Origin of the sequence: Streptomyces sp. ISL-12, from assembly GCF_018614415.1 — a bacterium.
GTDB lineage: Bacteria > Actinomycetota > Actinomycetes > Streptomycetales > Streptomycetaceae > Streptomyces.
Genome location: NZ_JAGGOO010000057.1, coordinates 21,267 through 38,724, shown reverse-complemented (window position 1 = coordinate 38,724; position 17,458 = coordinate 21,267). Strand labels below are relative to the sequence as shown.

At 70.2% G+C, this 17,458-nt stretch carries 13 protein-coding genes and 1 pseudogene; 5 read left to right on the top strand and 9 right to left on the bottom strand.

Annotated features, from left to right (window positions below):
* Positions 1 to 28: 28 nt before the first annotated feature.
* From J7I94_RS16060 to J7I94_RS16030, 7 genes are all read right to left on the bottom strand, one after another.
* Positions 29 to 664: a GAF domain-containing protein gene (locus J7I94_RS16060; protein WP_215167779.1), complete on the bottom strand. Its 636-nt coding sequence runs from the start codon at positions 662 to 664 to the stop codon at positions 29 to 31.
* Positions 661 to 1,251: an ATP/GTP-binding protein gene (locus J7I94_RS16055; RefSeq protein WP_374198395.1), complete on the bottom strand. Its 591-nt coding sequence runs from the start codon at positions 1,249 to 1,251 to the stop codon at positions 661 to 663. The genes J7I94_RS16060 and J7I94_RS16055 overlap by 4 nt, the downstream gene beginning before the upstream one ends.
* Positions 1,252 to 1,300: 49 nt before the next feature.
* Positions 1,301 to 1,708 carry a DUF742 domain-containing protein gene (locus tag J7I94_RS16050; RefSeq protein WP_215167777.1) on the bottom strand — a complete coding sequence of 136 codons (408 nt, stop codon included), beginning with the start codon at positions 1,706 to 1,708 and terminating at the stop codon, positions 1,301 to 1,303.
* Complete coding sequence (locus tag J7I94_RS16045; RefSeq protein ID WP_215167776.1) at positions 1,705 to 2,217, bottom strand: roadblock/LC7 domain-containing protein; 513 nt, start codon at positions 2,215 to 2,217, stop codon at positions 1,705 to 1,707. The genes J7I94_RS16050 and J7I94_RS16045 overlap by 4 nt, the downstream gene beginning before the upstream one ends.
* A gap of 71 nt (positions 2,218 to 2,288) precedes the next feature.
* On the bottom strand, positions 2,289 to 3,791 hold the full coding sequence (locus J7I94_RS16040; RefSeq protein ID WP_215167775.1) for an ATP-binding protein: 1,503 nt from the start codon (positions 3,789 to 3,791) through the stop codon (positions 2,289 to 2,291).
* A 15-nt stretch (positions 3,792 to 3,806) separates the two neighbouring features.
* On the bottom strand, positions 3,807 to 5,732 hold the full coding sequence (locus J7I94_RS16035; protein WP_215167795.1) for a glycoside hydrolase family 15 protein: 1,926 nt from the start codon (positions 5,730 to 5,732) through the stop codon (positions 3,807 to 3,809).
* Between the two features lie 204 nt (positions 5,733 to 5,936).
* Complete coding sequence (locus J7I94_RS16030) at positions 5,937 to 6,311, bottom strand: DUF6415 family natural product biosynthesis protein (protein ID WP_251075224.1); 375 nt, start codon at positions 6,309 to 6,311, stop codon at positions 5,937 to 5,939.
* Between the two features lie 309 nt (positions 6,312 to 6,620).
* Between J7I94_RS16030 and J7I94_RS16025 the strand changes: the two genes are divergently transcribed.
* The 3 genes from J7I94_RS16025 (at position 6,621) to J7I94_RS16015 (ending at position 11,997) form a co-directional block, all read left to right on the top strand.
* Complete coding sequence (locus J7I94_RS16025) at positions 6,621 to 8,009, top strand: Tat pathway signal protein (RefSeq protein WP_215167793.1); 1,389 nt, start codon at positions 6,621 to 6,623, stop codon at positions 8,007 to 8,009.
* Between the two features lie 71 nt (positions 8,010 to 8,080).
* Positions 8,081 to 8,563, top strand: coding sequence for an SAM-dependent methyltransferase (locus J7I94_RS16020; RefSeq protein WP_215167774.1), 483 nt, complete (start codon positions 8,081 to 8,083; stop codon positions 8,561 to 8,563).
* A 1,484-nt stretch (positions 8,564 to 10,047) separates the two neighbouring features.
* On the top strand, positions 10,048 to 11,997 hold the full coding sequence (locus J7I94_RS16015) for a recombinase family protein (RefSeq protein ID WP_308114584.1): 1,950 nt from the start codon (positions 10,048 to 10,050) through the stop codon (positions 11,995 to 11,997).
* On the opposite strand, the pseudogene J7I94_RS16010 reads toward J7I94_RS16015, so the two are convergent.
* Positions 11,924 to 12,262 (bottom strand): annotated as a pseudogene (locus tag J7I94_RS16010) (hypothetical protein); the annotation flags it as partial. The gene J7I94_RS16015 and the pseudogene J7I94_RS16010 overlap by 74 nt on opposite strands.
* A 151-nt stretch (positions 12,263 to 12,413) precedes the next feature.
* Between J7I94_RS16010 and ggt the strand changes: the two are divergent.
* A complete protein-coding gene (gene ggt, locus J7I94_RS16005; RefSeq protein WP_215167772.1) occupies positions 12,414 to 14,219 on the top strand; it encodes a gamma-glutamyltransferase in 1,806 nt (601 codons plus the stop codon).
* A gap of 73 nt (positions 14,220 to 14,292) precedes the next feature.
* On the opposite strand, the gene J7I94_RS16000 is transcribed toward ggt, so the two are convergent.
* Complete coding sequence (locus J7I94_RS16000; protein ID WP_215167771.1) at positions 14,293 to 16,830, bottom strand: ATP-dependent Clp protease ATP-binding subunit; 2,538 nt, start codon at positions 16,828 to 16,830, stop codon at positions 14,293 to 14,295.
* Positions 16,831 to 17,065: 235 nt separating this feature from the next.
* Between J7I94_RS16000 and J7I94_RS15995 the strand changes: the two genes are divergently transcribed.
* On the top strand, positions 17,066 to 17,365 hold the full coding sequence (locus tag J7I94_RS15995; protein ID WP_215167770.1) for a helix-turn-helix domain-containing protein: 300 nt from the start codon (positions 17,066 to 17,068) through the stop codon (positions 17,363 to 17,365).
* Positions 17,366 to 17,458 lie beyond the last annotated feature (93 nt).

Genomic DNA, 17,458 nt, shown 5'->3' with positions numbered 1-17,458 from the left:
GCCCCCGAGTGCGGGCGGCGAACGCGGGCTAGAGCGGACGGGCGCGGGTGATGTGGCGCATCACCTGACTGCCGGTGTCGATCACGATGTCCCGCAGCCGGCGGGCATCGGCCAGCGACCGCTTCTCGGGGTCGATGACGCACACGGTGCCCAGGGTGGTGCCGCTGGAGTGGATGAGGGGGGCGCCGAAGTAGGAGCGGATACCGACCGCGTCGACGACGTGATTGCCGCTGAAGCGAGGGCTGGCGTGGACGTCGGGCAGGGGCAGGGCCTTCTTGCGGGCGACGACCTCCGGGCACCAGCCGTGATCCAGGCTCATGGTGCGGCCGACGATGACGAATCCGCTGTCCGGTGGCGGCTGGTGCAGGCCGATGAAGGTCTGCTGCTCCAAGAAGAGGTTGACGAAGCCGTACAGGAAGCCGGTGGCCTCGGTCATGCTGCGGGCGAAGTCGTCGAAGACCTCGTCCGCTCCCGTGGGCAGATCCAGATGCTGGATCAGTTGGTACCGCTCGGCGAGTTCGGCCGTGTGCGGGACCGGGGGGCGGTTGGCGGTGGCCCGGGGTGCGGCAGGCGGTCGGCCGGTGGGCTCCGTCGTACGCCGGGGCAGCGCCGACGGGGGCCGGTCCGCCAGGGACGGAGCGAGGTTGTGGGGCTGGTAGGTCATGAGGCGTCCTGGAGTGCAGCGGGGAAGGTGGGGCGTTCGAGGCTGGCCGGAGCGCTTTTGAGGGCTTGGCCGACCAGGGTCAGCAGGACTCCGGCGACGTGGTCGGGATCGCGTGCGTCGCAGGTGACCACGGGGATGTGGTCCGGCAGTTCGAGGGCGGTGCGGACCTCGTGGCAGGGGTAGCGGTGCGCGCCGTCGAATTCGTTGACGGCGACGACGAAGGGCAGGCCGATGTCCTCGAAGAAGCTCACGGCGGTGAAGCTGCTGTCCAGGCGCCGGGTGTCCGCGAGGACGACCGCGCCGACCGCGCCGCGGGCCAGGTCGTACCACAGGTCCACGAACCGGTCCTGTCCCGGTGTGCCGAACAGCAGCAGTTCCATCGGCACGGGGGCGTCGTTCAGAGTGAGGCGGCCGAAGTCGAAGGCGACCGTGGTCGTCCGCTTGGCTTCCACGCCCGCGGTGCTGTCCACCTGGCTGCCGGCCTCGGTCAGGTACTCCTCCGTGCTCAGAGGGGCGATCTCGCTGACGGCGCCGACGGCGGTGGTCTTGCCCACGCCGAACCCGCCGGCGATCACGATCTTCAGCACGACCGGTGCGCCGCTGTGCGGTACCGGGCTGTCGGGCGGCACGGCGGGATCAGCCGGCCTGGGGGTAGGCGATGGCATCGGGCCACTTCCTTCTCAGGGACGCGGACAGGGCCTCCAGCAACTGCGTGGAGGGACGCACCCCCTGTCCGGACGAGGTGTACGGGTCGACGACAGCGACGAGCAGGGCGTCCGCGTCCAGGAGGTCGGAGACGAGGATCTTGGCCGCGGTGACGGGCCGGCCGAGCAGGCCCGCCAGCTCCGCCAGCGAACGGCGGTGATCCCGGCACCAGGCGACGATCTGCCGGCACTCCTCGGCCTGGGCGGGGCCGGGCCGCCCGGGCCCGGCTTCCAGCACCGTCTCCAGGGACAGCAGATGCCGGGGCCGGGTACGGCCGCCCGTCAGCGTGTACGTCCGCACGAACGCGGACTCCTGCGCCGACGCACCGTGCTCACTCACCGCGCCACGCCCGGGGCGGTGCGTACGGGGATGTCCATGTACGGGGCGAACCGCTCGACCAGGCGGCCCATCTCGTATCCGACGGTGCCCGCGTCCGCGTCCGCAGTGGTGATGACGGCCAGGACTGTGTCCACGACTCCGCGGACGTTGCCGGGCTGGTTCGGGAACGCGGTGCTGCGGCCGGCGTTCTGCACGAAGAGCAGGCAGTCGTCGCGCTCGACGATGATCTGCCGGGCCGGACGCTTGGCACGGGTAGGACCGGTGATGTTCGCCGCGATGGACGCCATCCCGCTGATCGCGGCGGCCAGCTCGTCGGCCCAGTCCTTGTCGACTTCGCTGTCCACCAGGCGAATGCCGTCCCGGGACAGCAGGACCGCGTGTGTGACCCCCGAGGTGTCGGCGGCGAAGTGCTGCAGGAACGACGCCAGTCGCTCCAGTGGGCTGCTCGGTGCGGTGGCGGACGGGGTGTGGCCGGCGGCCAGGTGGTTGGTGTCGGGGCTGGTGGTCATAGCAATCGCTCCAGAAGAGGGGGGAAGGGCCGTTAGTTGTTGCCGGCCGCCGGGAACGGGGAGTCCGCAGGTCAGGGCTGGGGCGGGGCGGCCGGTGCGGCGGGTGGCCCGCTTCTGCGGGCCTGCTGCTCGGCGCCGCTGAGGAAGGCCGCTGCCAGACCGGGCGTGGCGGCTGTTACCGGCGGCTGGTCCCGCTCGACCGGCGGACGGAAAGTCCCGGCCCGACGCTCACGCCTGGGAAGGCCCGGCGCGCTCTCCGGGGCGCCCTGGGCCCGGGAGAGAAGCGGCTCGGCACCGGCCGCAGCGCGGGACGTGGGCGCCGTTTGCCTGGACGCGGCGGCGGCCGGAGGCTGCTCGGACTCGCGTAGCGCGCCGCTGGACTCGCGAGTCGAGGTGATCGGGACCAGGAGCTGGTCCGGGACAACCACCAGCGCGGTGGTACCCCCGGTCGCGTTCTCCTGCAGGCGGACCACGAGGCCGTGCCGCTGCGCGATCTTCGCCGCGACCAGCAGGCCCAGCTGTCCCGCCCGGACCTGACCACTGACGTCGACCTCGTCCGGCTGGGCGAGCAGACGGTTCATCCGCTCGCGCATCTCCGGATGCATCGGCAGCGCACGGTCTTCCACCTCGATCGCCAGCCCGGCCGACACCCGCTGCGCCCTGACCGTCACCCTGGTGGCCGGATCGGAGCACTCACACGCGTTCTCGATCAGCTCGGCCAGCACGTGGGTGAGGTCCGGGCCGACATGACCGGGCAGCCCCAGTTCGGTCCCGACGGAGCCCGCCGCCACCGAGACACGCGGGTACTGGACCACCTCGGAGACCGCACCGCGCAGCACGAGGGTCACCGAGACCGCCTGCCGCATCCGGCGCAGCGACTGCCCGCCCAGGACCGAGGTGCTCTCCACCTGCCGGCGCATCCGCGTCACCAGGTGATCGATGTGGAAGATCGTGTCCAGCAGTTCCGGGTCGTCGGTGAGGTTCTCCAGCCGGCTCAGCGCCTCCAGCGCCCGTCCGACCAGGGCGTGTTCACGTTGGGCCAGGCGCCGCAGAACCTCCAGCAGGACCATGGACCGGGACTCGTCGTGCACGCGGATCAACGAGGTGACGGCTTGCGCCTGCAGCTCACCCAGCGCCGCCTCGATGTCCGCGGCCGGACCGGCCGACCGCGGCACCTGCTGGTGGGGTACCGGCGGGCGCATCCCGCGGCACAGCTCATCCGCCGACCACAGCAGCGACTTCTCCACAGCCGCCGCCGCGTCAGCGACCTTAGCCAGTTCCGCAGCCTGCACGTCGGTGGCCGCCGCGTGCAGCGCCCGCGCGGCAGCACGGCTCTGACAGCCGGCGGCGACACCCACCGCGACCAGCCCGCCCGCGAGGCCGCCCAGCACCCAGCCGCGCGACACACCCATCACCCAGAGGGCGAGCGCGGCACCCGCGAGTACGGCCAGAAGCAGCAGGGGTATGACCACGGCCCGGCGGACGCGGCGGAGCGTGACCCGGTCGGTCCGCACAGACCGTCGTCTGCGGTGGCCGGAGGAGACCGGCCGGGAGGGGACAACGCTGTAGGACATGATCATCCTCAACAGTCAGGAACGGGATGAGGTCGGGACGAGCTGGACGTCCGGCAGGCTGCTACCCGCGCGTTGCTCGGGCCACGGCCGGCCGGAAGCGGCCACGAGAGCCGAGTCCTCACCCGGGACGGAGAAGACCTGAGGCGAGAGCCGGTGCAGGAGCTGGGCCGACTGGACCAGGCCCGCGTGGCTGAACGCCTGCGGGAAGTTGCCGAGCTGGCGCTGCCGATGGGGGTCGTACTCCTCGGCCAGAAGCCCGAGACCAGTGCGCAGGTCCAGGAGCCGGTCGAACAGCGCCCGGGCCTCGTCGAGACGGCCGGTCAGGGCAAGAGCATCGACGAGCCAGAAGGAACAGAGGACGAACGCTCCCTCATCGCCGGCCAGACCGTCCACCCCGGTTTGCTCCCCGGCGGTCTGATACCGCCGCACGAGCCCGTCAGCCTTGGCCAGTTCACGGCGCACCGCGTCCACCGTGCCCAGGACGCGCGGATCGTCGGGCGGGAGGAAACCGACGCGCGGGATCAGCAGCAGGGCAGCGTCCAGCTCCCGGGACCCGTAGGACTGGGTGAAGGTGTTGCGTACCGGATCAAAGCCCTTGTCGCACACCTCGCGGTGGATGGTCTCCCGCAGGACGACGAGACGCTCCACGTCGACGGTGAGGGCGCCGGCATCGGCCAGGCGGACCGTACGGTCGACCGCCACCCAGGCCATCACCTTCGAATGGACGAAGTGGCGGCGGGGCCCGCGGATCTCCCAGATCCCCTCGTCCGGCTCCTGCCACCGCTGAGCCAGGTGCTCGATGAGTCTGCCGTGCAGGACGGCAGTATCGGCACAGCGGGGAAGGCCGCTCTGGTGCGCGAGGTAAAGCGCATCGATCACTTCGCCGTACACGTCGAGCTGCAGCTGGTCCACGGCGCCGTTTCCGACCCGAACCGGAGTGGATGCCTCGTAGCCGGGCAGCCACGGCAGCTCCCGCTCCCGCAGATCACGCTCTCCGGTGACCCCGTACATGATCTGCAGACGTTCCGGATCCCCGGCCACGGTCCGCAGCAGCCACTGCCGCCACGCCTGCGCCTCCTCCCGGAAACCGGCCTCCAGCAGGGCCGCCACGGTCAAGGAGGCGTCCCGCAACCAGGTGTAGCGGTAGTCCCAGTTCCGTCCGCCGCCGATCTCCTCGGGCAGCGATGTGGTCGGGGCCGCGACCATTCCGCCGCTCGCCCGGTGCGTCAGCGCCTTCAGCGTGACCAGCGACCGCACGACGGCCTCACGGCGCGATCCGCCGTAGGCGCACTGCCGCACCCAGTCCCGCCAGAACTCACGCGTCTCAGACAGGGCGACGTCCGGGTCCGGGACCTCCGGCGCGGTTGCGTGCGACGGAGCCCAGCTCAGTACGAACGCCACAGTCTGCCCGGCGGCCACGGTGAACGAGCTGACGACCGCGCCGTCCTTCTCCACCTGCTCCACGGAAGTGTCCAGCCACAGAGCGTCCTCGCCGGCCACCGCAGCCATCCGTCCGCTCGTCTCGAAGATCCACGGACTGACACGGCCGTAACCCGGCCGCAGACGCATGCACGAGACCATCGGCACCACGCCGTCCACACCCTCGACAATCCGGAGGACGCGCGGCGCCTCGCCACCCGGCGGCATGAAATCGATAACCCGAACGACGCCCGCAGCTGTGTGCCACACCGACTCCAGGATCAGCGAGTGCCCCAGATACCGCCGCTGGGCAACGGACTGAGACCCAAGGGGAAGGACAGCGGAGGCAGGCGCTACCTGCCAAGTGCCGTGCTGTTGCGTGCCTAGCAGGCCGGCCAGGACGGCGGGGGAGTCGAAGCGAGGCAGGCACAGCCAGTCGATCGAACCGTCATCGCAGACGTGAGCGCTGGTCTGCATGTCGCCGATCAGGCCGTACTGCTCGATACGCGGAAGGCGCTTCATCGTGTGGATCTCCGTAGGTCCCCGGAACCCGGGGATGGTTTCTGGGTCACTGCAGCGGCTGGGAACGGCTGTGAGGGGACGCTCGGCAGCTACCAAAGCCGAGGGACGCCTGCTCAAGCCTCGGCGCGAAAGCCGCCCCATAAGGGCTGGGTGGCTGGCCGCGCGAGTCGAGAGTCAGCGCCATCGAAAGTGCCCAGGTCGTAGTCACGTCCGGGGCACAGACGCGGCCAGGACCAAGCAGGCGAGGGCAAGAACGAAGACCGAGCCACGCAGCACGTTGATCGGCGGCTTCCGCCAACGCCGTTGCCGTGACGGCTTACCGGGGACGGCGCCGTAGGTTCGCACAGCAGCGAGCAGTTCCTGGGTTGCCTCGGCCAGCCTGACCAGATGAACCCGGCTGGGCATGTAGCCCTCGGGGAGGCCGCCCGAACAGAGCAACTGCGCACGGAGCAGGGCCGGCTCCTGGGAAGGCGTCAGGGTCGCGAGCTGGCTGACGTGCCCTCGCAGCCGCAGCACGAGGTCCTCTACATCAGCGGCGGAATCGGGCAACGGCGCGCCTTGGCCCAGCACGAGCGTCATCGTCTCCGCCGTGCAGGCCGTCCGGTCCCGTCGCAGGCTCAGCCCACCCATAGCGTGGTGTGTCCCGTCCTGCTCGCCGCGTTGGTGGGACGTCCGGTCAGGGGCCAGCGAGAGACGCATGACACAACTCCTGTATCGATCAAGCAAAATCAAGCGGGCAACGCCGTGCAACGCAGTCGGTTGACGTGCAAGGTGAGTGATCCGCCCGCTACGTTGAGCGAACCGCGAATCCCCGCCTGGCGGTATGCCTGGGAGGTCAGCAAGGCCGTCAAAGGCGTCAAAGATCATTTCGAAACCAGGGGGCAGTCCATGGCCCGTGAGCGAAACGTCGCCCTTGCCGCACTTCTGCGCGAAGCGGGCTGGTCCCAGCCCCAAGCAGCCGCCGCAGTCGCACGTGTTGCCGCGGAGAGTGGCGCACGCGAACTGGAGGCCATCTCCCGCTCGCACATCGCCATGTGGATCCAGGGCACGAAACCCAGCGGACGAGCGCCTCATATCCTGCGTGAGACGCTATCCCGCAGGCTCGGCCGCCGCCTCACCCTCGCCGATCTCGGGCTGGAGGACGGGTCGACAGGCTCGACCGACAGTAGTTCTGACTGGAGCGTCGACCCTCTGACCGTGCTGGCCGAGCTGGGAAGCGACGATCTGGACATGCACCGACGCAAACTGCTGGCAACCACCGCCTACTCGGCCGCCGGACTCGCCCTGCCCGCGGCTCCGTGGTGGGCAGCCGCCCCGGCCACAGCCGCATCGCGCACGGCAGTCTCGTCCCGGCTGGTGACACAGGCCGATATTGATGACGTCCGCAACCTGACAGCCTTCTACTCCGCGCGGGACCAGCAGCGCGGAGGAGCCTCCGGGCGCTCGGCCCTGGCCGGCCACCTTCGCGACGAGGCGGTGCCGCTGCTGGGCAGCAGGTTCCGAACGGAACGGCTCCGCCGGGACACGTACTCGGCTGTGGCGGAGATGGCCTACCTCGCGGGCTGGATGGCGTTCGACGCCTCCGAGCACCGCACCGCACAGCGTTACCTCACCCTCGCCGCACGCATCGCGGCCGAAGCCGCAGACGGACCGCTGGGCGGTCACATCCTGCGGGCTCTCGCCCACCAGGCGGTCGACCTGGGGCATCCACGCAGGGCGCTCGACCTGGCCGGCGCGTCCATGTCCCGGACGCACTATGGCCAGGCCAGCTCGCGGGAGAAGGCCCTGCTCTCGATCGTCCACGCCCGTGCCCTGGCCGCCGATGGCGACCGACCCGGGACCCTCACGGCCATCAGCCGCGCGGAACGGGATCTCGAACGCGCCGACAAGGAGGACGCTCCCAGCCGCGTCGGCTTCTTCCAGGAAGCATCCCTCGCCCACGAGACCGCCTGCGCCTTGCGAGACCTGGGTAGCCATCCCGACGCGGAGGCCCATTTCCGGCACAGCGTCGCCACCCGTCGCCGACAGCAGTACGCCCGCACCCACAGCGTGACCCTCGGCTATCTTGGCGCCGTTCAGGTCCAGCAAGGACGCCTTGATGAGGCGTGCGACACCTGGGTGCAAGCACTCGAGGCCATGGCCGGCGTCCACTCCGGCCGAGCCCGCGACGTCATCGTCCGCATGCAGAGCGACCTCTCGCCCGTTCGGGGACGAGGGGGCCGCCGTGTTGCCGAACTGGACCGCCGGGCGAAGGAAATGCTGCGGGCCATAGGGTGACCGTGGAGCAAGCTCGTCGCTTCGCGCGACGGCTACCGGACAGGCAACTTGAGCGAGAGGAACGAACCCCGATGGCGACGTACGAGGTCGAGTCGATCGCAACGGTGGTCGGGGGCCACACCCGCGTCCAGGACGACTACCAGGGCGGAGTCGAATCGGTCATCCGGATCAACGACGCGTACCCTCTCGAAACGCTGCAGGGCATCGAGGAGTTCTCCCATTTGACGGTGACGTGGCGCTTTCACCTGGCACAACCTGAGGATGTCCAACTCCATGCTCGGAGCCCCCGAGGCAATCCGCACTGGCCGGCGACCGGAACCTTCGTCCACCGGAATCACCGGCGCCCCAACCAACTGGCCATTAGCTACCCGAAGTTGCTCAGCGTGAAAGGTCGCGACCTCCTGGTGACGGATCTCGACGCAGTCGACGGGACGCCGGTCGTGGACTTGGCCCCGTACTTCGAGCAGATGGGGCCCCAAGGAGCCGTCCGTCAGCCGGTCTGGCCGGGCGAGATGCTCGCCACCTACTGGTGTGATGCCTCGAAGCGCCCGTAGAGCTGGTAATAGGATCTTAGTGAGGTGTGCTGGGCCGACCGAGTCCTTCGGTCGGCCACTATGTGCTTCATTCGGTCGCTCCGGCGCTGGGTATCTTCGCCGACTGCCGTTCTAAGGGCCATGCCTGAAGAGGATGTGGCGTCAGGTATTCGTCGTGTTCGGTTGCGCGCCTACCTTCGCATCGCTTTACCCCACCTTTTCAGCAACCCGCGCTCACGCCAGCTGCTCAGGCCCGCACGGCGGAGCCGGTCCAGGTGCCCTGCTCCCGCTCCCAGCGCAGGGTCTGCTCCAAGAGCCCCGCCCGAGGCCGGTGCCGCAGACCGGCCGCAGTCGCCGCTGCGGGCGTTGAAGACGACCCGAGCGACTCCGGGCCATGGCCTGGACCACCTCTGTCCGAGCAGCCAGTCGTTGTCTGCCTCCACCACCTGCCCGGTGTGCCCGCCAATCTCTCTCGATAGCGCGACCCACTTCCCGAAGGGCACGATTGGGTCGACCGCGTTGTATTTTTCGGTCGTCCTTCTCCGAGATTGGCAGAAGAGGACGTGGGGGTTTTCTGATGCGGGTCACCCTTCCCGGCCCGCTTTGCGTCAGCCGTTCGTCCGGTGCCCACACCACAGCAACAGCGGACAGGGGCCGCGCATCGCACATGGCGGACACCACTTGCCCGCCCGTCGGGCCGGTGGCTACCGGGATGCAGGGCTTTGTCCCCTGAGAGGCACGGGCGCGAAGTGACCGAGAGGCCAATCTGGGTACCCTTATCGCTCGAAAAGGTACTTAACTCGCCAAGGCCAGCCTGGCGCTTTCTAGCGACTGCCATTAGCCGGTGGCGAGCTTGCAGAGCCTGTCGGGTTCATGACGCGGCGCACAACATAGACCACGGTCACCGGTTGGCCAAACCGGCGATCATGGTGACCATTGGTGGCGGTCCTGCTCGCTGTGTCTGGCGGTGGGGAGGAGCAGGATCAATGAACGGCACTATACGCCGGAAGCGGGAACGAGAGCGGCCTGGCGTGGCCGAGGCGCAACCCTCGCAAACGCTGTTGTCGCTGCTGAGGAAATCCCAACGCTTAGTTACGGCGAAATAGATGCCCAGGCGCGTATTGCGTCACCAAGGCAGAGTGTTCGAGTCGGTAAATGCTAAGGATTTGTGAAGGAGGATGCCTGTGCAGAATGGGGGCCCTATACTGGCTGTCGCGGCAGGTAACTGGCTATGTGAACACTTCAAAGATGACCCAGCGCCTCAAGTCGACATCAGCTTCAGGGACGAGGAACCGGACCCGGTGGCATACCGGCGCATCCTAGAAATCCTCTTCCGGCCTCGCACCGACACCCCCGCAGCATAAGATCCACGCCCATGAGTGACCCCGGCGGCACCGCAAATGCCCCGGGGTCTGGCCAGTCGCGAAGGGACTGACATGAGCAAGACTCTCATACGTGCAGTTGACGCCGCACTGCGAACCACCGGTACGGCCACACTCCGGGCCGTGGACTACCTCCGAGTGTCCACCGAGGAACAGGCCGACGGATACGGCATCGCCTACACCGGAAAGAAGACCGTCCGCTACATCCAGAAGAAGGGCTGGAAGCACGTCGGCACGTACGCCGACGAGGGCTTCAGCGGCAGCCTGGAGGCCGACGACAGGCCGGACCTGCGGCGCCTCATGAAGGATGCACGCAAGACCCCGCGCCCCTTCGACATGGTCGTGGTCAACGAGGGCCGCGGCATCGGCCGCACCGGCCGCGCCTTCTGGAAGTGGGTCTGGGACCTCGAAGACCTCGGTGTATACGTCGCCGTGGTCAAGAAGGACTACGACAACTCGACATCGGCCGGCCGCAGCCAAATGCGCAAAGATGCCGACTATGCCGAGGAAGAGCGCGAACTGATCCGCGAACGCACCCAGGGTGGCATCCAGGAAAAGGCCGAGGACGGCTTGTACCCGGGCGGCATGGTCCCCTTCGGCTGGGACGTCGCCGAGCGTGGCAAGAAAGGCGCCTCGCGCTATGCCGTCCACAAGGAGGAGGCGGCGACCCTGCGCCGAGCGCGGGAAGTGTTCCTGGAGAAGCGCAGCTGGGAGGAGACAGCGCTCATCCTCAACAGCGAGAAGCGCCTGACCCGATCTGGAAACGGCTGGACCGCCAAGAACATCCGCTGTCGCCTCCTGGGGGATGCGGCCTTGGAAAGCCGTGTCACATGGCGAGGCCGCGGTGCTCAGCGAGACCAGGACGGCAACCCGATCTATGGGGAAACCGTCGTGATCAACCTCCCGTCGATCTTCACGAACGAGGAGGTCCAAGAGCTGAAGTCCGCCATGGCGAGCCGTCGGCCGTCGACCAAGACTCGGTCCCGCATCTACCTCATGACCGGCCTCATGACCAGCCCCTGCGGCAAGACCTACGAAGGCCACCAGCACCGGCCCACAGAGGTTATCTATCGATGCAAGGGACGACACGAGTCGTACGCCGGAGCGGGCGACCGCTGCACCTGCCCCTACCTCGAAGCCACCAGCATCGAGAAGCAGGTATGGAAGGACGTTATGGCGACGCTCGGCGACGCCGACCGCATGAAGGCTATGGCCCAGGACTGGCTGAACGCCACCAGCCACAAGCGCATGGACTACACCAAGCACATCTCCGAACTGGATCAGCGGATCGCCGAAACTGAAGACCTCATCGACATCACCGCAGCTACCGCCGCCAAGCGCGCCCTGCGCCGAGGCCAGAGTCGCGAGGAGGCCGAGGAGGCCGCGGAACGAGCCGCCAAGCCCCACGAAGACGAACTCGCCGGGCTGGAGAAGCTACGCCGTGAGGCAGAAGCGTGGCAGAGGGAGGCCGCAGAAGCAGGCCGCTGGCTCCAGAACCTGGAGCGCCTGGCCGAAGTCGCTGGGCGCAACCTGCAGGACGCCGAGCCTGCCGAAAAGGCCGAACTGCTGCGCATGATGAAGACGCGAGCGGAAGTTCTCCGCTGCGCTCCTAGGCGCAAGGGCGTGGCCTGCGCGATGCGGGAGTGGTTCGTGGCCGCCGGCCGCGGCGTCCCAGTCCTCACGGACGATGCCTGGGAGCGGATCGCACCACTCATGGGCGGTTCCCGTAGCACCATTGACCGTCGGGTGATGGTTGAAGCGCTTCTGGAGAAGGCCGTCTCGGGTGCCCGCTACAAGGAGCTGGCGCCGAAGTTCGGCGTGGACTGGAAGACGCTGCAGACGCAGGCGAACCGATGGCTGAGCGGGGGCGTCTGGGCCGAGGCCATGGAGCTGTTGGCCGACGTGGAGTCGGTCCCGGCTTGGCAACCGGACCCAGTAGAGATCAAGGTGACCTTCGCACCGCTGGCCATTGAGTCCAGAGTGGGAGTCGAGGAACGAGACGGCTCGAGGCGGGGCCGCCGACGCAGAACTCGGTGCGCTCACCGAACCCCTGGTGGGCCACGTCCTGGGTGACCACCTGGACATGGGCGCCGCAGTCCTTGATCAGTGCCGACAGCTCCAGCAGCGCGAACACGTCGACGCGGTGGACGGCCGGCTCCGCGGTCGCCGGGTCCCGGTTGACGACGAGCAGGGACTCGGCATTCTCCGGCAGTCCGAAGAACGCCCGCTTGCGGCGGAGGCCGCGCCGCCACAGGTAGGTGCGGGCGGCCCAGCCCAGCGTGGCGCTGATGCCCGCCGCGATCACGCCCAGGACGATGGTGCGGACGTCGTCATCCATGAGCGCGCATGCTAGCGGTCGGAGGTGGAGAGGTGTTCGACTGGCCCCTGACGGGGGCATGGCGATCAGTCGGCAGTAACGAATGGCAGTAACGAACGGCAACAACGAACGGCAGCAACGGACGGCTTTCTCTGGAGGTGTCGAGGTGCGGATGCGTCAACCGGTCGCACGGAAACTGGCGGTCCTGGCGGTCTCGGCCGCCGTCGTGTCGGTGGGGGCGGCGGCACCACCCGCCGCCGGGAGCGGAGACGGTGAGCCGGTGAAGACCCCGGTCGCCACCGGCTACGGCGGTGCCGTCGCGAGCGTGGACGCGGACGCCAGCGCCGCGGGCATCGAGGTGCTGAGGAAGGGCGGCAACGCGGTCGACGCGGCCGTCGCCACCGCCGCCGCGCTCGGCGTCACCGAGCCGTACTCGGCCGGCATCGGCGGGGGCGGCTACTTCGTCTACTACGACGCCAAGTCCCGTACCGTGCGCACGATCGACGGCCGCGAGACCGCGCCGCTCACCGCCGACGAAGGGCTGTTCACGGAGGACGGCGAGCCGATCCCGTTCGCCGACGCCGTCAGCAGCGGGCTGGCCGTCGGCACCCCGGGCACGCCCGCCACCTGGCAGACGGCCCTCGACAAGTGGGGCAGCCGGGGGCTCGGCACGCTGCTGGCCCCGGCCGAGCGGCTGGCGCGCGACGGCTTCACCGTCGACGGGACGTTCCGCTCCCAGACCGCAGCCAACGAGACCCGGTTCCGCTACTTCCCCGACACCGCCGAGCTGTTCCTGCCGGGCGGCGAACTCCCGGTTGTCGGCTCCACCTTCAAGAACCCCGACCTGGCCCGCACCTACAAGGAGCTGGGCCGCAAGGGCGTCGGCGCGCTCTACCACGGCGACCTCGGCGAGGACGTCCTCGCCACCGTCAACAAGCCGCCGGTGGACCCCGACTCCGGCTGGAACGCCCGCCCCGGCGACCTCTCGGCCGAGGACCTCGCGGCCTACCGCGCCAAGCTCCAGCCGCCGACCAGGACCTCCTACCGGGGCCTGGACGTCTACTCCATCGCCCCGTCCTCCTCCGGCGGCACCACGGTCGGCGAGGCCCTCAACATCCTGGAACGCACCGACCTGTCCGAGGCGAGCAAGACCCAGTACCTGCACCGCTTCATCGAGGCCAGCCGGATCGCCTTCGCCGACCGGGGGCGCTGGGTCGGCGACCCCGCCTTCGAGGACGTACCGGCGAAGGAGCTGCTGTCGCAGCGGTACGCCGACTCCCGGGAGTGCCTGATCCGCGACGACGCCGCGCTCACCAGCCCCCTCGCGCCCGGCGACCCGCGCGACCCGTCCTCCTGCGCGGCCGGCGGCACGGCGGCGCCGACGACGTACGAGGGCGAGAACACCACGCATCTGACGACCGCCGACAAATGGGGGAACGTCGTCGCCTACACGCTCACCATCGAGCAGACCGGCGGCAGCGGCATCACCGTGCCCGGCCGGGGCTTCCTGCTCAACAACGAGCTGACCGACTTCTCCTTCGCCCCCGCCAACCCGGCGGTCCACGACCCGAACCTGCCGGGTCCCGGCAAGCGGCCCCGGTCCTCGATCGCCCCGACGATCGTCCTGGACCGGCACGACAAGCCGGTCGTCGCGGTCGGCTCGCCCGGCGGCGCGACCATCATCACCACCGTCCTCCAGACGCTGACCGGCTTCCTGGACCGGGGACTGCCGCTGGTCGACGCGATCGCCGCGCCGCGCGCCAGCCAGCGCAACGCCGCGCAGACGGAACTGGAGCCCGGCCTGTACGACAGCGGCCTCCGCGGGCAACTGGAGGCGCTCGGGCACTCCTTCAAGGCCAATCCCGAGATCGGGGCGGCGACGGGTGTGCAGCGGCTGCCGGGCGGGAAGTGGCTGGCCGCGGCGGAGACAAAGCGGCGTGGGGGCGGGTCGGCGATGGTGGTACGGCCCGCGCGCTGAGGGGAGGGGCGGTGTCGGCCGGCCGGCGGGTGCGGCACGCGGCGGAGCCGCACAGCGACACGGCCCCGCGCCCCTAGGGAACTGTCGCGCCCGGCGTGACGAAGGCCAGGCGGCCGTCCCGTACGTCGACGGTCACCTGGCCGCCCTCCGCCACCCGGCCGTCCAGCAGCAGGCGGGACAGCTCGTTGTCCACCTCCCGCTGGATGGTGCGGCGCAGCGGGCGGGCGCCGTACTCGGGCTGGTAGCCGCGCTCGGCCAGCCAGTCCACGGCCGCGTCGGTGAAGTCGACGGTGATGCCCTGGGCGCTGACCATGCGGCGGGTCTGGTCCAGGAGCAGGCTGGTGATCTGCCGCAGCTGTTCGCCGGTGAGCTGGCGGAAGACGACGATCTCGTCGATGCGGTTGAGGAACTCCGGCCGGAAGTGCTCGCGCAGCGGGCGCAGCACCTGCTCGCGCCGGGCCTCCTCGTCGGCTTCGGAGCCGCCGGCCCCGAAGCCCAGGGACGCGCCGCGCCGGGTGATGACGTCCGACCCCAGGTTGCTGGTCATCACCACCACCGTGTTGCTGAAGTCGACCGTGCGGCCCTGGGAGTCGGTGAGCCGGCCGTCGTCCAGCACCTGGAGGAGGATGTTGAAGACGTCCGGGTGCGCCTTCTCCACCTCGTCGAGCAGGAGCAGGGAGTACGGGTGGCGCCGGACGACCTCGGTGAGCTGGCCGGCCTCCTCGTGGCCGACGTAACCGGGCGGGGCGCCCACCAGGCGGGAGACGGTGTGCCGCTCCTGGTACTCGCTCATGTCGAGGCGGACCATCCGGTCCTCGCTGCCGAACAGCGCCTCGGCCAGCGCGCGGGCCAGTTCGGTCTTGCCGACGCCGGTCGGGCCGAGGAAGAGGAAGCTGCCGATGGGGCGGTTCGGGCTGGCGAGTCCCGCGCGGGAGCGCAGTACGGCGTCGGAGACGACGCGGACCGCCTCGTCCTGGCCGACAACCCGTTCGTGCAGGTGCTGCTCCAGGCCGAGCAGGCGGTCCTTCTCCTCCTGGGTGAGGCTGCTGACCGGGATGCCGGTCTGCCGGGACACCACCTCGGCGATGGACTCGGTGCAGACGACGAGGTTCTGGCCCTCGTCGGCCTGGCCGTCGCCGGACGCCTCGGAGATCCGCCGCTTCAGGTCCACGATCCGGTCCCGCAACTGCGTGGCCTGCTCGTACTGTTCGTCCGCGACGGCCTGGTCCTTGTCCCGGATCAGCTGCTCGACGTCGCGCTCCATGGTCCGTACGTCCGTGCCCTTGGTGCGGGCCCGCAGCCGCACCCGGGCGCCGGCCTGGTCGATCAGGTCGATGGCCTTGTCCGGCAGCCGCCGGTCGGTGAGGTAGCGGTCGGACATCTCCACGGCCGCCACCAGCGCCTCGTCGGTGTAGCGGACCTGGTGGTGGGCCTCGTAGCGGTCGCGCAGCCCGCGCAGGATCTCGATCGCGTCCGCGGCGGACGGCTCGGGCACCAGGATCGGCTGGAAGCGGCGGGCGAGGGCCGCGTCCTTCTCGATCCGGCGGTACTCCTCCAGCGTGGTGGCGCCGACGACGTGCAGCTCACCGCGGGCCAGGGCGGGCTTGAGGATGTTGCCCGCGTCCATCGAGCCGGACTCGCCGCCACCGCCCGCGCCGACCACCGTGTGCAGCTCGTCGATGAAGACGATCAGCTGCTCGGAGTGGGCGCGGATCTCGCCGACGATGTTGTTCAGGCGTTCCTCGAAGTCGCCCCGGTAGCGGGTGCCGGCCACCACGCCGGTCAGGTCGAGGGCGACCACCCGGCGCCCGATGAGCACGTCCGGTACGTCCCCGTCGGCGATGCGCTGGGCCAGCCCCTCCACGATGGCGGTCTTGCCGACGCCCGCGTCCCCGATCAGCACCGGGTTGTTCTTGCCCCGCCGGGAGAGCACCTCGACGGTCTGCTCGATCTCGTCGTCCCGCCCGATCACCGGGTCGATCCGGCCCTGCTGGGCCAGCTCGGTGAGGTCGCGGCCGTACTTGTCGAGGGTGGGGGTGCCGCTGGTCCGCTGGCTCTCGGCGGTACGGGTCTGCGGACCGGCCTCCGGGGTCTCCGGCGGCAGACCGGAGGGCGAGAAGCGGGCCGCGTTCAGGATGTGCCCGGCCGCCGAGTCCGGGTTGGCGGCCAGGGCGCTGAGCACGTGCTCCGGGCCGATGTAGCCGGTGCCGGACGCGCGGGCCAGCTCGTGCGCGTCCAGCAGGGCGCGCTTGACCGCCGGGGTCAGGGAGAGCGAGGTGGGCGGCGGGGCCTCGCCGGGGCCGTGCTGCACCGGTCCCGACCGCTCGTCGATCTGCGACGCCATGGAGTCGGGGTCGGCGCCGGCCCGGCTGAGCAGGCTGCGGGTCGGCTCGGTGGTCAGCGCGGAGCGCAGCAGGTGCTCGGTGTCCAGGTCCCGGCTGCCGTGCTCGGCGGCGTACTGGGCGGCGCCCCGCACCAGCTCGCGGGCGGGCTGGCTGAGCAGCCGGCCGATGTCGATCTGGCGGGGCCCCTGGCGCGGTCCGCCGAAGAAGCGGGCGAAGAACTCCGCGAAGGGGTCGTATCCTTCCGGTCCGCTGAAGCCGCTGGTCATGGCCTTCCCATCCGGCGTCCCCGCGCCGGTCCGGGACGCCTTCGCTGGTCGACGTGCCGGGGCCGGGTAACCCGGACGGGCGCCGGTCACACACCGGGGCGTGCTCTGCGACCACCCTGGCACGGCCGGCCGGCGGCGGCATCTCCGGTGGGCGGCGAGGAGGACGGGCCCGGCGGGACGGGGGCCTCGTACCGCCGTCTCCTCCAGCCGGACGGAGCGGTATTAGAATGACGGCATGGTACGCACCCCCCTCACCCCCGAAGAGCGCGCACGCGGCGAGCGGCTGGGGCGGCTGCTGCGTGAGGCGCGCGGCGACCGCAGCATGCCCGAGGTCGCGGCCGTCGCCGGGGTCTCCGCCGAGACGCTGCGCAAGATCGAGACCGGCCGGGCGCCGACGCCGGCCTTCTTCACGATCGTCGCGCTGGCCCGGGCCCTCGGCCTGTCGCTGGACACCCTGGCGGAGTGGTGCGCACTCGCGACGGCGGAGGCCGGGCCGGACGACGGGGGCGGGGCGCTTCCGGTGGCCGCGGCGTGACGCGGCGGGCGCGGCGCGTGTCGATGTGGTGATGTGCGGGCGGGCGCAGGCCCGGGTTCCGCGCGGGGCGTGCGCGGGTTCTGGTGTCGGGTG

Bases quoted from the DNA above. Each gene is read 5' to 3' on its own strand.
- J7I94_RS16060 (WP_215167779.1), bottom strand. From the start codon at position 664: ATGACCTACCAGCCCCACAACCTCGCTCCGTCCCTGGCGGACCGGCCC.
- J7I94_RS16025 (WP_215167793.1), top strand. From the start codon at position 6,621: ATGGCCCGTGAGCGAAACGTCGCCCTTGCCGCACTTCTGCGCGAAGCG.
- J7I94_RS16020 (WP_215167774.1), top strand. From the start codon at position 8,081: ATGGCGACGTACGAGGTCGAGTCGATCGCAACGGTGGTCGGGGGCCAC.
- J7I94_RS16000 (WP_215167771.1), bottom strand. From the start codon at position 16,830: ATGACCAGCGGCTTCAGCGGACCGGAAGGATACGACCCCTTCGCGGAG.
- J7I94_RS16045 (WP_215167776.1), bottom strand. From the start codon at position 2,217: ATGACCACCAGCCCCGACACCAACCACCTGGCCGCCGGCCACACCCCG.
- J7I94_RS16030 (WP_251075224.1), bottom strand. From the start codon at position 6,311: ATGACGCTCGTGCTGGGCCAAGGCGCGCCGTTGCCCGATTCCGCCGCT.
- J7I94_RS16040 (WP_215167775.1), bottom strand. From the start codon at position 3,791: ATGTCCTACAGCGTTGTCCCCTCCCGGCCGGTCTCCTCCGGCCACCGC.
- ggt (WP_215167772.1), top strand. From the start codon at position 12,414: ATGCGTCAACCGGTCGCACGGAAACTGGCGGTCCTGGCGGTCTCGGCC.
- J7I94_RS16035 (WP_215167795.1), bottom strand. From the start codon at position 5,732: ATGAAGCGCCTTCCGCGTATCGAGCAGTACGGCCTGATCGGCGACATG.
- J7I94_RS15995 (WP_215167770.1), top strand. From the start codon at position 17,066: ATGGTACGCACCCCCCTCACCCCCGAAGAGCGCGCACGCGGCGAGCGG.